The 14,365-nt window shown below is 72.8% G+C and carries 16 protein-coding genes; 8 read left to right on the top strand and 8 right to left on the bottom strand.

From position 1 onward, the window contains the following. Positions 1-145: 145 nt before the first annotated feature. Complete coding sequence (locus tag ACFWP3_RS27250; RefSeq protein ID WP_384225989.1) at positions 146-1,081, bottom strand: LysR family transcriptional regulator; 936 nt, start codon at positions 1,079-1,081, stop codon at positions 146-148. Between the two features lie 210 nt (positions 1,082-1,291). Between ACFWP3_RS27250 and snpA the strand changes: the two genes are divergently transcribed. Further along, a complete protein-coding gene (snpA, locus tag ACFWP3_RS27255; RefSeq protein ID WP_384225991.1) occupies positions 1,292-1,945 on the top strand; it encodes a snapalysin in 654 nt (217 codons plus the stop codon). On the opposite strand, the gene ACFWP3_RS27260 is transcribed toward snpA, so the two are convergent. The 5 genes from ACFWP3_RS27260 to ACFWP3_RS27280 form a co-directional block, all read right to left on the bottom strand. Beyond that, the gene (locus ACFWP3_RS27260; protein ID WP_384225993.1) at positions 1,942-2,163 is read right to left on the bottom strand and encodes a hypothetical protein; all 222 of its coding nucleotides are present in this window, start codon (positions 2,161-2,163) and stop codon (positions 1,942-1,944) included. The genes snpA and ACFWP3_RS27260 overlap by 4 nt on opposite strands. 36 nt (positions 2,164-2,199) lie before the next feature. Further along, the gene (locus tag ACFWP3_RS27265; RefSeq protein WP_384225995.1) at positions 2,200-2,781 is read right to left on the bottom strand and encodes a dihydrofolate reductase family protein; all 582 of its coding nucleotides are present in this window, start codon (positions 2,779-2,781) and stop codon (positions 2,200-2,202) included. Between the two features lie 195 nt (positions 2,782-2,976). Then, positions 2,977-3,570: a GNAT family N-acetyltransferase gene (locus ACFWP3_RS27270; RefSeq protein ID WP_384225997.1), complete on the bottom strand. Its 594-nt coding sequence runs from the start codon at positions 3,568-3,570 to the stop codon at positions 2,977-2,979. Between the two features lie 178 nt (positions 3,571-3,748). Further along, positions 3,749-4,798, bottom strand: coding sequence for a family 2 encapsulin nanocompartment cargo protein polyprenyl transferase (locus tag ACFWP3_RS27275; protein ID WP_384225999.1), 1,050 nt, complete (start codon positions 4,796-4,798; stop codon positions 3,749-3,751). 38 nt (positions 4,799-4,836) lie between these two features. Further along, on the bottom strand, positions 4,837-6,243 hold the full coding sequence (locus ACFWP3_RS27280) for a family 2B encapsulin nanocompartment shell protein (RefSeq protein ID WP_384226001.1): 1,407 nt from the start codon (positions 6,241-6,243) through the stop codon (positions 4,837-4,839). A 218-nt stretch (positions 6,244-6,461) separates the two neighbouring features. Here ACFWP3_RS27280 and ACFWP3_RS27285 point away from each other — a divergent pair, with 218 nt between their 5' ends. From ACFWP3_RS27285 to ACFWP3_RS27300, 4 genes are all read left to right on the top strand, one after another. Further along, the gene (locus tag ACFWP3_RS27285; RefSeq protein ID WP_384226003.1) at positions 6,462-6,917 is read left to right on the top strand and encodes an RrF2 family transcriptional regulator; all 456 of its coding nucleotides are present in this window, start codon (positions 6,462-6,464) and stop codon (positions 6,915-6,917) included. A 153-nt stretch (positions 6,918-7,070) separates the two neighbouring features. Beyond that, positions 7,071-8,267, top strand: a complete 1,197-nt coding sequence (locus tag ACFWP3_RS27290; RefSeq protein WP_384226005.1) for a globin domain-containing protein — start codon at positions 7,071-7,073, stop codon at positions 8,265-8,267. Between the two features lie 115 nt (positions 8,268-8,382). After that, positions 8,383-8,973 (top strand): N-acetylmuramoyl-L-alanine amidase, encoded by a 591-nt coding sequence (locus ACFWP3_RS27295; RefSeq protein ID WP_384226008.1) that lies wholly within the window; start codon positions 8,383-8,385, stop codon positions 8,971-8,973. A gap of 67 nt (positions 8,974-9,040) precedes the next feature. Then, positions 9,041-9,949, top strand: a complete 909-nt coding sequence (locus ACFWP3_RS27300; RefSeq protein WP_384226010.1) for a 1-aminocyclopropane-1-carboxylate deaminase/D-cysteine desulfhydrase — start codon at positions 9,041-9,043, stop codon at positions 9,947-9,949. Positions 9,950-10,178: 229 nt separating this feature from the next. Here the strand turns inward: ACFWP3_RS27300 and ACFWP3_RS27305 are convergent, their stop codons facing one another. Next, entirely contained in the window at positions 10,179-11,756 is a 1,578-nt protein-coding gene (locus ACFWP3_RS27305; RefSeq protein WP_384226012.1) for a Na+/H+ antiporter, read from the bottom strand. 65 nt (positions 11,757-11,821) lie between these two features. On the opposite strand from ACFWP3_RS27305, the gene ACFWP3_RS27310 reads away from it, so the two are divergent. From ACFWP3_RS27310 to ACFWP3_RS27320, 3 genes are all read left to right on the top strand, one after another. After that, positions 11,822-12,082 carry a UBP-type zinc finger domain-containing protein gene (locus tag ACFWP3_RS27310; RefSeq protein WP_384226015.1) on the top strand — a complete coding sequence of 87 codons (261 nt, stop codon included), beginning with the start codon at positions 11,822-11,824 and terminating at the stop codon, positions 12,080-12,082. 204 nt (positions 12,083-12,286) lie between these two features. Continuing rightward, the gene (locus ACFWP3_RS27315) at positions 12,287-12,700 is read left to right on the top strand and encodes an anti-sigma regulatory factor (protein WP_030153599.1); all 414 of its coding nucleotides are present in this window, start codon (positions 12,287-12,289) and stop codon (positions 12,698-12,700) included. Next, a complete protein-coding gene (locus ACFWP3_RS27320; protein ID WP_384226017.1) occupies positions 12,697-13,752 on the top strand; it encodes an RNA polymerase sigma factor SigF in 1,056 nt (351 codons plus the stop codon). The genes ACFWP3_RS27315 and ACFWP3_RS27320 overlap by 4 nt, the downstream gene beginning before the upstream one ends. Positions 13,753-13,839: 87 nt before the next feature. On the opposite strand, the gene ACFWP3_RS27325 is transcribed toward ACFWP3_RS27320, so the two are convergent. After that, entirely contained in the window at positions 13,840-14,325 is a 486-nt protein-coding gene (locus ACFWP3_RS27325; RefSeq protein ID WP_384226019.1) for a hypothetical protein, read from the bottom strand. Positions 14,326-14,365: the final 40 nt, after the last annotated feature.

Below are 14,365 nucleotides of genomic sequence, written 5' to 3' on the forward strand. Positions count from 1 at the left end.
CCTCAAACGCCGGCGGGGCTGGAGGGTGCCGGCGTTTGAGGCGCGGGGTCTGGGGTGGAGCCCCAGCAGCGGCGCCGCACCAGACCGGCCTCCTACCGGCGGAGCCAAGCGGTGGAGCCCCAGCAGCGGCGCCGCACCGGCCCGGCTACGCCGCCTCCAGCAGCGGGCTCGCGTGGTGGTGGAGCCAGGCTCGGTACGGCGGGGTGAGGAGGGCCACCTCGCGGTACGCGGCCCGCAGGTCCTCGTAGAGTTCCGGATGCGCACCGGGCCGGGTCGCCAGGAGCAGCCGTACCGCCAGGGGGTCGCCGGACAGCGGCCGGATCGCCATGTCCTCGCGCGGCCCGGACGTCGGCTGGCACGGAGCCACCGCCTCGCCGGAGACGATCAGCGAGCTCGCGGTGTGGTAGTCGGCGTGCAGCACCGGCGGGTCCAGCCCGGCCCCGGCGAAGACCCGCCGCAGCCCGTCCCATTCGCCGTCGACCGACGGGTCCACCATCCAGCGGTCGTCGGCCAGGTCCCGTAAGGACACCACCGCGTGCCGGGCGGCCGGGTGGTCCCGGGACATCGACACGAACTGCGGCTCGCGCTCCATCAGCACGCGCAGCTGCAGCCCGGCCGGCACCCGCAGCGGGCTGCCCTCCACCTCGTGCACGAAGGCCACGTCCAGCTGCCCCGAAGCCGCCATCCGCAGCAGCGCGTTGGCGGACACGTCCACCACCAGCGAGGTCTCGGTGTCCGGCAGCCGCCGGTGGATCCGCCGGAGCCAGCCCGGCAGCGCGCGACTGGCCGTGGAGCCGATCCGCAGCCGCGGCCCGTGGGCGAGAGCCCGGGCCTCCGCGACCAGCGCGGCCATCTCGGCGAGCAGCGGACGGGCCCGGCCCAGTACGGTGCGCCCGAAGGGGGTGGGCCGGCAGCCGGTGCGGTCGCGCAGGAACAGCTCGCCGTCCAGGGCCCGTTCGATCCGGCGCAGCTGGGTCGTGAGGGAGGGCTGGCTCACACCGAGCTGCCGGGCCGCTTTGTGCAGACTCCCGGCGTCGGCGATGGCGCACAGTGCGCGCAGGTGCCTGACCTCAAGCTCCATGACCCGAGAGTAGGCCGCGGCCGGTGGACCGCACCAGCCACCTATAGCCCCCCGAATCCCGCCATTCTCACACCAGTTGATCTGTCGAAATCTTCCCGATAGCCCCGCGCTATCGGGCAGTGACATCATCCGCAGCGCACTTCCGCTCCCTCAGACTCCGGTGCGAACGACCCACCCCCCACCGCACCGGACGAGTAGGAGCTCCCCCACATGCGCCACTCCCGTAAGGCCGTGCTGGCCGCCACCGTCGGCCTCGGCATGGCCGCCGCCCTCGGCGGCGTCGTCCCCACCGCCAGCGCCGCCACCCCCGGCAGCACCGCGAGTTACGCCGCCTACGAGCGCTCGCCTGAGAACCAGGCCGCCAACCAGGCCTTCTTCGAGGCCGTACAGCGCTCGGTCGCCGAGCAGCGCGCCGCGAACCCGGGCGCCCTGGCCGTGACCGTCACCTACAACACCCGCAACGCCCCGAGCTTCCGCACCCAGATAGCCCGTTCCACGCAGATCTGGAACAGCTCGGTGACCAACGTCAAGCTGCAGGAGGTCTCCTCCGGCGGGAACTTCTCCTACCGCGAGGGCAACGACTCGCGCGGTTCGTACGCGAGCACGGACGGCCACGGCCGGGGCTACATCTTCCTCGACTACCGGCAGAACCAGCAGTACAACTCCACCCGGGTGACCTCGCACGAGACCGGCCACGTGCTGGGCCTCCCGGACCGCTACTCGGGCCCGTGCAGCGAGCTGATGTCGGGCGGCGGCCCGGGCACCTCGTGCCAGAACGCCACCCCGAACAGCGCCGAGCGGGCGCGCGTCAACCAGCTGTGGGCCAACGGCCTGGTCGCCTCCGGCCTGGGGTCGAAGAGCTAGGACGAGGCCCGGGACGGACCCTTGCCGGAGCCGCGTACCGCGTGGCAGTCCCGGTTCCGGCAGGGTCCCGCCGCCCATTCGGGGACGAACACCCCGAGGGACTTGCGCCGTCGGACCACCGTCTCGACGGGGCTCCCGCAGGCCGGGCACGTGCGCTGCTCGTGCCCGGCCCGCGGGGCGACCGTCTCGTGCGCCTGCTGCTGTCTCACACCGGCCATACCTCCACGGTAGGCCGGTTTTCCGCGTCCCGCGGGTCAGCGCCTGCGTACGTACGTGCTCACGACCTGCCCTCCGCCGTAGCGCTTGAGGTCGGTCAGCTCCAGCTCGCGGGGGGCGAAGCCGGCGCGGGACATCGGGATGCCGGATCCGGCGAACACCGGGTACGTCTTCACGACGAACTCGTCGATCTCCTCGACCAGCTGCCCGGCCAGGTCGGCGCCGCCGCACAGCCAGACGCCCAGGCCCGGCTGCTCCTTCAGCCGCCGTACGCGCGCGGCCACGTCGCCCGAGACGATCTCGACGGCCGGGTCGGGCGAGGTGCCGAGGGAGCGGGAGGCGACGTACTGGTCCAGATGCGCGTACGGGCTGGTGATCCCCACCCGCAGCCCTGCGTCATAGGTGCCGCGCCCCATCAGGACCGCGTCGAAGTGCTTCCCCACCGCGCCTTCGAGCCCGAGCTCCGCCCGGACGTGGGTGGGCACCGTCTCCGGGAACTCGCCGAACATGTCCTCGGCGTAGCCGGGCTCCACCCAGCGGTTGAGGTAGTCGCCGTCTCCGTCCGGGTCGGCGATGAAGCCGTCGACCGACGTCGCGACGAAGTACGTGAGCTTGCGCAAGCGATTCTCTTCCGTTCGACAGTGCCACCGCACCGGGGCACGTCAATCAAAGTACTTCAGGTGAAGTGGTCACGCAAACCGCTTTCGCCCGCCCGCCTCCGCGCCGCACCCCGCAACCACCCCCGCCGCCGACCCGTCTCCGACCCGCCGCCGACCCGCCTCCGGCCCGCCTCCGACCCGCCGCCGACCGCGCGACTACCCCTGCGGCTTGCGCCACATCGGCCACATCAGCGGCCCGTCCGGCAGCCGGACCGCCTCGCCCTTGAACTCCCATCCGAGCCGCTCGTACAGCCCCTTGCTGCGCTCGCTGCTCGCCTCCAGGTACGCCGGCAGGCCCTCCCGGTCGCAGCGCTCCAGCACGGGCCGCATCAGCTCGGTGCCCAGCCCCTCCCCCTGCCGGCCCGGGTCGACGGCGATCATCAGCAGGTACTCGTGCTCCTCCGACGTCGGGTGCACCGCGCCCGTCAGCCGGCCGACCAGCTCGCAGCGCTCGTTGTCCGGGTCGGCCACCGCCCGCATCTTCGCGGGGATCTCGTCCTCCCCCTCCGGCTCGCCCGCCGGGATCCGCAGCCACAGCGCTGCCGCCGAGCCGTCCGCCGCGTAGTCGATCCGGCCCTCGGCCAGCGCCAGGTCCACGAACACCCCGAGGAACTTGCCGTGCACCGCGGCCCGGTGCTCCGGGTCCGGGAAGACCCAGCTGCTCACCGGGTCGGTGCGGAAGGCCTCGTCGAGCAGGCGCGCCACCGCGTCCCGGTCCGACTGATCCGCCTGACGTATGTCCAGCCCCATGGGCCACACCCTTCGCTCAATCACCAACAACCTTGAGCGATCCTAGAGTTGGGCCCAGAACGCGGACAGTCCGGTTCCGGCACCGAGGGGTGCCGGAACCGGACCGTCTACCACCGCGTACGGAGGCTCACCGCCCGCGTCGCGCCACCGCCCGCGTCGCGTCACCGCGTCCGGCGCCTCACCGCGTCCTGCGCGTCACGAACTCCGCGAGCGCCAGCAGTCCGCCCGCCGCCCCGAGGTCCGGTACGGCCCGGGACAGCTGCTGCACGGCCCGGCCCATCCGGTCCGCGGCATGGGCCTGCGCCCAGTCGCGCCCGCCGGCCCGGTCCACCGCTTCGGCCGCCCTGCGTACGCCGTCCCCGGTCATGGGACCCGCGTACAGGGCCGCCAGCTCCTCCCCCGCCTCGGTGCCCGAGGTGAGGGCGGCCACGACCGGGAGGGACTTCTTGCGGGCGAGCAGATCGGCCCCGGCGGGCTTGCCGGTGTGCCCCGGATCCCCCCAGATGCCGATCAGGTCGTCGATCAGCTGGAAGGCCAGCCCGGCCTCCCGCCCGAACGCGTCCATGGCGTCGACCTCGTCCGGCCCCGCGCCCGCGTACAGCGCGCCCAGGGCGCAGGCGCAGCCCAGCAGGGCGCCGGTCTTGGCCGTCGCCATGGTCAGGCACTCGTCGAGCGAGACGTACGCGCGCTGCTCGAAGGCGCAGTCCGCCTGCTGGCCCGCGCACAGCTCGATGACACAGGCCGCGAGCCGCGCCGAGGCCGCCGCCGACGCCGGGTGCGGGTCCTCCGCGAGCAGCCGCAGCGCGAGCGCCATCATGGCGTCGCCGGCGATGATCGCGTCCGGTATCCCGAAGACGGTCCAGGCGGTGGCCCGGCCGCGGCGCCGGGAGTCCTTGTCGATGACGTCGTCGTGCAGCAGCGTGAAGTTGTGCGCGAGCTCCACGGCCGCCGCCGCCCGGACGGGGTCCTCCACCCGCCCGCCCGGCCCTTGCAGGGCCTGGGCCGCGGCCAGCACCAGGGCAGGCCGGATGGCCTTGCCGGCGTTGCCCGCGGCCGGTGTGCCGTCCGCGTGCTCCCAGCCGAAGTGGTACATCGCGACGCGCCGCATCGAACCGGGCAGGCTCTCGACCGTCCGGCGCAGTTCCGGGTTGACCGTTTCTCTCGTCCGCTCGAGCAGGACCGAGGCCTCCTGGCCCTCGCCGGTCGTGGTCGCCTCGGTGGTCGCCATGGCGTGTCCGTGTCCCCGTCGCTCTTCGGCCGGCCGCCTCAGCGCCAGCGGCCGATCTCGACGTTCTCCAGCACGCCGAGCGCGTCCGGCACCAGCACCGCGGCGGAGAAGTAGGCGGTGACCAGGTACGAGATGATCGCCTGCTCGCTGATCCCCATGAAGCGGACCGACAGGCTCGGCTCGATCTCGTCCGGGATGCCCGGCTGGTGCAGGCCGATCACGCCCTGCTCCTCCTCGCCGGTGCGCATGCACAGGATGGACGTGGTGCGGGCGTCGCTGATCGGGATCTTGTTGCTCGGGAAGATCGGCACCCCGCGCCAGGCCGGCACGCGGTTGCCGCCGATGTCCACCGACTCCGGGTACAGGCCGCGCTTGTTGCACTCGCGGCCGAAGGCGGCGATGGCCTTGGGGTGCGCGAGGAAGAACTTGGAGCCGCGCCGCATGCTGAGCAGCTGGTCCATGTCGTCGGGGCTCGGCGCGCCGTCGTGCGGCTGGATGCGCTGGTCGTAGTCGGTGTTGTGGAGCAGGCCGAAGTCGCGGTTGTTGAGCATCTCGTGCTCCTGGCGCTCGCGCAGCGCCTCGACCGTGAGCCGCAACTGCTGCTCGGTCTGGTTCATCGGCTGGTTGTACAGGTCGGCGACGCGCGTGTGCACCCGCAGGACCGTTTGTGCAATGGAGAGTTCGTACTCGCGCGGGTGGGCGTCGTAGTCCACGAAGGTGCCGGGGAGCACGGCCTCGCCCTGGTGGCCGGCGGACAGGTCGATGGCCGCCTCGCCGTACTTGTTGGTGCGCTGGGCGGGCTGGGTCCGCACCTGCTCCACGTGCTCGCGCAGCGATTCGACGCGGTCGGCGAGCAGCTGGAAGTCCTGCCGGGACAGGACGAGCGCGGTGCCGGAGGTGGCGGCGCGGGCGGTGTACTCCCAGATGGCCTCCTCGTCGACGAGCGAGTCCTCGCCGAAGTACGCGCCGTCGGCGACGGTCCGCAGGACGGCGTCGTCCCCGTAGGGGCCGGGGCCGACGTGGTCGATGCGGCCGTGGGCGAGGAGGAAGACGCGGTCGGAGGCATTGCCGAAGGAGGTGAGCTCCTGGCCGGCCTCGAAGTCGATCTGCTGGCAGCGCTGGGCGAGCTCGCCGAGGACGTCGAGGTCCTCGTACTCCCTCAGCAGCGGGAGCTCACCGAGCTCGGCCGGGATCACCTGGACCTGGGTCCCGGTCTTGATGAACTCGACGCGCCCGTCGCCGACCGAGTAGCTCAGCCGCCGGTTGACGCGGTACGTGCCGCCCTGCACGGACACCCACGGCAGCATCTTCAGCAGCCACCGGGAGGTGATCTCCTGCATCTGCGGCGCGGACTTGGTCGTGGTTGCCAAGTTCCGTGCGGCCGAAGTCCCGAGACTGCGCTGCGGCGTCTGGGCTTCGGTTTCGGAACCTGCCTGGACCGACATGTATTTCCCTTTCGATCACTCCATGAATCTGCGATACGCAGCCTTCCAGTACGGAACGTGATGAGACCATTACACAAAAGGGTGGGACTACTCCGTCCGGGCGCGGGGCACCCTCTTGGGTTCACCTCCCTCCCCACCCATCTCCCTGAACCCACTGGTTCCGGCCACCCCGCAGCGCATATTTTGCATCGAGGATGCAAGTTTTCTACGCTGGACCCATGCGCCTGACCCGGTTCACCGACCTCGCCCTGCGCGTCCTGATGCGTCTGGCCGTCGAGGAGACCGACCTGCCGACGACGCGCGAGGTCGCGGCGACCATGGAGGTCCCTTACACGCACACGGCGAAAGTGGTCGCCAGGCTGCAGCATCTCGGCCTGGTCGAGGCGCGGCGCGGCCGCGGCGGCGGGCTCGCCCTGACCTCCGCCGGGCGGCGCGCCTCGGTGGGCGGGGTGGTGCGCGAACTGGAGGGCGCGGGCGACGTCGTGGACTGCGACGGCACCGTCCCGTGCCCGCTGGCCGGCGGCTGCGTGCTGCGCGGGGCGCTACGCCGGGCCCAGGAGGCGTTCTTCGCCGCGCTGGACCCGCTGACGGTGAACGACCTGGTGGCGGCCCCGACCGGGCCGCTGCTGCTGGGCATCTCGGGCAGTGCGCCGGCGGGGGCCGAAAGACCCTGACACCCCGGGCCGGATGGCCGGTTCGCGCCGGCGAGTGGCCCGCCTAGGCTGACCCCGACGGGGCGGCTCGAACAGAAGTCCCCATCGGCGGCTCCCTGTTCAAAAACATGCATTTCACATACCAATTAACGACCCGACCCACGAGGAGTCCCGATGCTTTCCGAGAAGTCGACCGCGACCGTACGAGCCACCCTGCCCGCCGTGGGCGCGGCGATCGGCGAGATCACGGAGCTCTTCTACGCGAAGCTGTTCGCGGCCCACCCGGAACTCCTGCGCGACCTGTTCAACCGGGGCAACCAGAACGCCGGCCTCCAGAAGCAGGCCCTCGCGGGCTCCATCGCCGCCTTCGCGACCCACCTCGTCGAGCACCCGGACACCCGCCCCGACGTGATGCTGGGCCGCATCGCCCACAAGCACGCCTCCCTGGGCGTCACCCGCGAGCAGTACCCGGTCGTGCACCGGCACCTGTTCGAGGCGATCGTCGAGATCCTCGGCGAAGCCGTCACCCCGGAGGTCGCCGAGGCCTGGGACGAGGTCTACTGGCTGATGGCCAACGCCCTCATCGCCATCGAGGAGCGCCTCTACGCCGAGCAGCAGGTCGTCGCCGGCGACGTGTGGCGCGAGTGGACCGTCACCGGCCGGCTCGAGGAGACCGCGGACTGCACGACCTTCCGGCTGACCCCGGCCGACGGAGCCCCGGCGCCGGCCTTCAAGCCCGGCCAGTACGTCTCGGTCCAGGTCGAACTCCCCGACGGAGCCCGCCAGATACGCCAGTACAGCCTCTCCACCTCCCCCGGCTCCCCGGTCCGCGCGATCACCGTCAAGCGGGTCCACGGCCCGGCCGCGGCGGGCCCGGACGGCGAGGTCTCGAACCACCTGCACGCCCACGTCCGGACCGGCGACACCCTGCGCGTCTCGGCCCCGTACGGCGACCTGGTCCTGCGCGACAGCGCCGCCCCGGTGCTGCTCGCCTCGGCCGGCATCGGCTGCACCCCGATGCTCTCGATGCTGGAACACCTGGCCGACACCGGGCACCGCGCGCCCGTCACCGTCCTGCACGCCGACCGGTCCCCGGCCGACCACCCGCTGCGCGCCGACCACCGGGCGCTCACGCACAAGCTGGCCGACGCGTCGGCCCGGTTCTGGTACGAGCAGTCGCCCGAGCCCGGCGACGGCACGGGACACCTCGACCTGGCCGCCGTCCCGGTCCGGCCCGGCACCCGGGCCTACCTCTGCGGGCCGCTGCCCTTCATGCGGTCCGTCCGCGAGCAGCTGCTGGCCAAGGGAGTGCCGGCCGCCGACATCCACTACGAGGTGTTCGGCCCGGACCTGTGGCTCGCCTCGGCCTGACGGCTGTCCGGATCGGCTCGCTCGCCGTACGAATCCACTGGCGTGGAAGCCCCTCCTCCACTACACCGGAGAGTAGCGACGTGGACACACTGGGTGTCCACGGGAGGAGGGGGCCATGGCCGCACCCATGTCCGCGGACCGGTTCGTCGGCGCACTGCGCGGCGAGGGTCTGACCGTCGTCGAGGTGGGCGCCTGGCGCACCCACAACCGCAACCACAAGGGCCCCTGGGGGCCGGTGCACGGGGTGATGATCCACCACACCGTCTCGAACGGCACCGCGAACACCGTCTCCCTCTGCCGCCGCGGCGACTCCGACCTCCCCGGCCCGCTCTGCCACGGCGTGATCACCAAGGACGGCCGGGTCCACCTGGTCGGCTACGGCCGCGCCAACCACGCGGGCGCCGGGGACTCCGACGTCCTGGCGGCGGTGATCGCCGAGAAGCGCCTCCCGCCGGACCACCGGGCGGACACCGACGGCAACCGCCACTTCTACGGCTTCGAGTGCGAGAACCTGGGCGACGGCGTCGACCCCTGGCCGGCGGCCCAACTCGACGCGATCACCCGCGCGGCGGCGGCCCTGTGCCGCGTCCACGCCTGGACCTCCCGCTCGGTGATCGGCCACCTGGAATGGCAGCCGGGCAAGATCGACCCCAAGGGCTTCACGATGGACTCCCTGCGCCACCGCATCGCGGAACGCCTGAAATAGGAATCCCGACCCGGCGGGCCCGGCTCCGGCGTGCGGCGGTGGGGGCGGGGCGGCGGACAATGGGCGGGTGGAACATCCTGTCGACGCCGGCGCGCTGCTGCGGCCCCGGCCGCCGTCCCCATTGCGGGAGATCCGTGACGAGCGGTTCGGGCGGTACGGGGTCCGGGTGCTGCTCAAGCGGGACGATCTCGTGCATCCGGAGCTGCCGGGGAACAAGTGGCGCAAGCTCGCGCCCAATCTGCGGGCCGCCGTGGCGGGCGGGCAGCGGGCCGTGGTGACCTTCGGCGGGGCGTACTCGAACCATCTGCGGGCCACCGCGGCCGCCGGGCGGCTGCTCGGGCTGGAGACCGTCGGCATCGTGCGCGGCGAGGAGCTGGCCCGGCGACCGCTCAACGAGTCCCTCGCGCGGTGCGCGGCCGACGGGATGCGGCTGCACTTCGTGCCCCGGTCGGAGTACCGCCGCAAGGCCGAGCCCGAGGTGCTCGCCCGGCTGCTGGACCAGGCGGGTGCGAGCGGGGCGTACGCGGTCCCCGAGGGCGGCAGCAATGCCCTCGCGCTGACCGGCTGCGCGGAGCTCGGCCGCGAACTGCGCGGTGCGGCCGATGTGGTGGCCGTGGCCTGCGGGACCGGCGGGACGCTGGCCGGGCTGGCCGCCGGACTGGACCCCGGGCAGCGGGCGCTGGGCGTCCCGGTGCTGGCGGGCGGCTTCCTGACCGCGGAGATACGTTCCCTCCAGCTGGCCGCCTTCGGAGGTCCGGCCGGCGACTGGGCCCTGGCCGAGGGTTTCCACCACGGCGGCTACGGCCGCGTCCCGGCCGCGCTGGAGGCCTTCGCCGCGGACTTCGAGTCCCGGCACGGGCTCCCGGTCGAGCGGATCTACGTCGCCAAGCTGCTCTGGGCCCTGACCGAGCTCACCGCCTCCGGCGCGTTCCCGCGCGGCACCACCCTGGCCGCCGTCGTCACCGGCCGGCCCTGACCGGCACCGACCGGCCCTGGCCGGCCTTGACCTGCCCGGCCCCGGCCCCGGCCATACTTGACCGACTCTGACCTGCCCCGACCCGCCCTGACCGGCCCCGGCCCCGGCCTCGGCCCCGGCCCCGGCCCCGGCCCCGGCCCCGGCCATCCTGGACCGGCTCCGACCTGCCCCGGCCGGCCCCGACCGGCCCCGCCCCGTGCCGCCCCCGTTCGTACGGACGGCGGCGCCGTCACGTCTCCTCGCGGTAGGCCGCCGCCTCCTCCAGGTCCAGTCGGCGCAGCAGCCCCCGCAGCATCTCGTCGTCGATCCGGCGCCGGTCCCGCAGCGATACGAAGACCTCCCGCTCCGACTCGATCATCTCCCGCGCGAGCCGCCGGTAGATCTCGTCCGCCGACTCCCCCGTCACCGGGTTGACCTCGCCCAGCCGCTCCCACACCGCGTTGCGCCGCCGCTCCAGGACCGTGCGCAGCCGGTCCGCCAGCGGTGGCGGCAGCTGGTTCTCGGGCGACTCCAGCAGTTCCGTCAGCCGCTCGTCCGCCGCCCGCGAGGCCTCGCTCTGCGCCTGCGCCTCCGCCAGCGTCTCGGCCTGGAGGTTGCGCGGCGGCAGCCGCAGCACCTTGATCAGCGGCGGCAGGGTGAGGCCCTGGACGACGAGCGTGCCGATGACCGTCGTGAAGGTGAGGAAGAGGATCAGGTTCCGGTTCGGCACGTCGGGCGGCACGGAGAAGGCGATCGCCAGCGAGACGACCCCCCGCATCCCGGCCCACCCCACGACCACCGGCGACTTCCAGTCCGTGTCCGGCTCCCGCGTACGGATCCGGTCCGACATCCAGCGCGGCAGGAACGTCGCCGGGAACACCCACACGAACCGGCTCACCACCACCGCGAGGAACACCAGGACCGCGTACCAGGCCACGGAACCGCCCTCGTACTCCGCCAGCCCCTCCAGCACCACCGGCAGCTGGAGTCCGATCAGCGCGAACACCACCGACTCCAGCACGAAGGCGACCACCCGCCACACCGCCTCCTCCTGGAGCCGGGTGGCGAAGTCGACCTGCCAGTTGCGGTGGCCCAGGTACAGCGCCACCACGACCACCGCCAGCACCCCGGAGGCGTGCACCCGTTCGGCCGCCGCGTACGCCACGAAGGGGATCAGCAGCGAGAGGGTGTTCTGGAGCAGCGGCTCCTTCAGCCGCTTGCGCAGGTGGTGGATCGGCACCATCAGCAGCAGGCCCACGCCGACCCCGCCCACCGAGGCCAGCAGGAACTCGACGATCCCGTCCGCCCAGCCCGCGCTCACCCCGATCGCCGCCGCCAGCGCCACCTTGTACGCGGTGATGGCCGTGGCGTCGTTCACCAGGGACTCGCCCTGGAGGATCGTCGTGATCCGGTTCGGCAGCCCGAGCTTGCGGGCGATGGCGGTGGCGGCGACCGCGTCGGGCGGCGCGACCACCGCGCCCAGCACCAGCGCGACCGGCAGCGACAGCCCCGGCACCATCAGGTACGCCGCGTACCCGACCGCGAGCGTCGCGAACAGCACGTAGCCCACCGAGAGCATCGCGATGGGCCGGCTGTTCGCGCGCAGGTCGAGGTACGAGCTGTCCACCGCGGCCGTGTGCAGCAGCGGCGGGAGCAGCAGCGGCAGCACGATGTGCGGGTCGAGCGTGTACGGGGGCACCCCCGGCAGATAGCCGGCGAGCAGTCCGGCGGCGACCAGCAGCAGCGGCGCGGGCACCGGTGTCCGGCGGGCCAGGCCCGCGACGGCCGCGCTCCCCGCGACCAGTGCCACCAGCGGCAAGACCTCCATCGAAGATCCCATCCGTAGTCGTCGGAGCCATCGCGCACGCGCACCCTGGCCGTACGCTGGCCATCATGAGCGAGTGCACCCACGTTGCCGAACTGCCGCGCCCCGAGCCAGTCCCCTCTGACCGGACCTGCGCCGAATGTCTGGCGGTCGGCGGCCATCCCGTGCAGCTGCGGATGTGCCTGGAGTGCGGGGAGGTGGGCTGCTGCGACTCCTCCCCCTACCGGCACGCCACCGCGCACCACGAGAAGACCGGCCATCCGGTGATGCGGAGCTTCGAGCCGGGCGAGATCTGGCGCTGGTGTTTTGTCGACGGTTCGATCGTCTGAGGCGGGGTAGGTCAACCCTCCGCCGGTTCCCCCGATTTGGGCCCGCAGACCCCTAGCCACTGTGCGTACCCATGGGCTTACCATCAGTCACTGGCCGTGGGAAGGGGTGCCCTCAGCGGGCATCACGAGGGGTGCCGCGACACGATCGCCCGGATCGCGGTAGCGTCACCGGCGAACAGAGCTCGTACCACCTTGGAGGTGAGGGTGTCCCAGATCGCAGGCGAGCCCGGGACCCAGGACTTCGTGGAAGTCCGGCTGCCCGCTGCGGGTGCCTACCTGTCGGTGCTGCGCACGGCCACGGCCGGTCTCGCAGCACGTTTGGACTTCACCCTCGACGAGATCGAGGACCTCCGCATCGCGGTGGACGAAGCCTGCGCGATCCTGCTCCAGCAGGCCGTGCCCGGCTCCGTCCTCAGCTGCGTCTTCCGGCTGGTGGACGATTCGCTGGAGGTGACCGTCTCGGCGCCGACCACGGACGGCCGTGCGCCTGAGCGCGACACGTTCGCCTGGACCGTACTGTCGGCGCTGGCCGGCAAGGTCGAGTCGACGGTCGAGGAGGACCGGACGGTGAGCATCAGTCTCTACAAACAGCGCGGCGCGGGACCAGGCCCGGCGTGAGCGGCGGGGAGATCCCGGTGCGGGGCGGGGATCGGCCCCGGGTACGGCACGAGGTCGACGGCGGCATCCCGGAGCAGCAGCACGCCCGGCCGCACCCGGCTGACACGGATGCGGAAGACGGCTTTTTGGACTCGGCGGAGCGACGGGCGGGCCCTATGAGCGACAACCAGCACGAACAACCACAGCCGGCGAAGCCACCGGCGGCCGCTGCCACGGCCCCGGAGGCACCGGTTCTGCCGGAGACACCGGCTCCCCCTGAGGTGCCCGCGTTCCAGGCGACCGCGCCGCTGCCGGATCCGCGTGACCGCAGCGGGGCGCGCGCCCTGTTCATCGAGCTGCGGGCGCTGCCCGACGGCTCGGTGGAGAAGGCCGAGCTGCGCAACCGGCTCGTACGGATGCACCTGCCGCTGGTCGAGCACCTGGCGCGGCGGTTCCGCAACCGCGGCGAGCCGCTCGACGACCTGACGCAGGTCGCGACCATCGGCCTGATCAAGTCGGTGGACCGGTTCGACCCGGACCGCGGGGTCGAGTTCTCCACCTACGCCACGCCCACGGTGGTCGGCGAGATCAAGCGGCACTTCCGCGACAAGGGCTGGGCGGTGCGCGTGCCCCGGCGCCTGCAGGAGCTGCGGCTCTCGCTGACGACGGCCACGGCGGAACTGTCCCAGCAGCACGGCCGCTCCCCCACGGTGCACGAGCTGGCCGAACGGCTGGGGATCTCCGAGGAGGAGGTGCTGGAGGGGCTGGAATCGGCCAATGCCTACAGCACGCTCTCGCTGGACGTGCCGGACACCGACGACGAGTCGCCGGCGGTCGCGGACACGCTGGGCGCGGAGGACGAGGCGCTGGAGGGCGTCGAGTACCGCGAGTCCCTCAAGCCGCTGCTGGAGGGACTGCCGCCGCGGGAGAAGCGGATCCTGCTGCTTCGGTTCTTCGGGAACATGACCCAGTCGCAGATCGCGCAGGAGGTCGGCATCTCCCAGATGCACGTCTCCCGCCTGCTGGCCCGCACGCTGGCCCAGCTGCGCGAGAAGCTCCTCGTCGAGGAGTAGCCGGCGAGGAGCCGGCGAGGAGCCGACCGGCGCGTCGGACTGGCGGACTGGCGGACTGGCGGACTGGCGGACTGGCGGACTGGCGGACTATCGGGCCTGTTGACCGGGCCCGATACCCAGGGCCTCGGTCGCCGTCGGATTCACCAGCAGGGCCGCGACCGCCACGGCCGCCAGCGCCAGGGCCACGGCGGCGACGATCATCGCGCCGCCGGTGTTGAACAGGGTCCAGGCCACCGGCAGCGCCATCAGCTGTGTGATCAGGGCCGGGCCGCGGCTCCAGCTGCGGCCCAGGCGCAGACCGCGGGCCGCGACCAGCGGCAGCGCGGCGAGCGCGAGCAGGGTGATGCCGCCCGTCTCCGCCTGCTGCGGGGAATCGGGGTCGCCGGCGATGCCCATGAACAGCATGTAGACACCGAGGCCGGCCAGCGCCAAGCCCTCCACGGCCGTCAGCACGGCGGCCGCGGTCAGCCGGCCGGGCAGCGCGGCGGTGCCTTCGGCGGTCGGAGTGCCGGTGGGAGTGCCGGTGGCCGTGGCGGCGGGGGCGGCGGCTTTCGCGGGCTGCTTCTTACTCACTCCAGCAGGGTAGCCGCGCACCCCGGACGCCGGAGGGGAC

This window comes from Streptomyces sp. NPDC058525 (assembly GCF_042719495.1).
GTDB lineage: Bacteria > Actinomycetota > Actinomycetes > Streptomycetales > Streptomycetaceae > Streptomyces.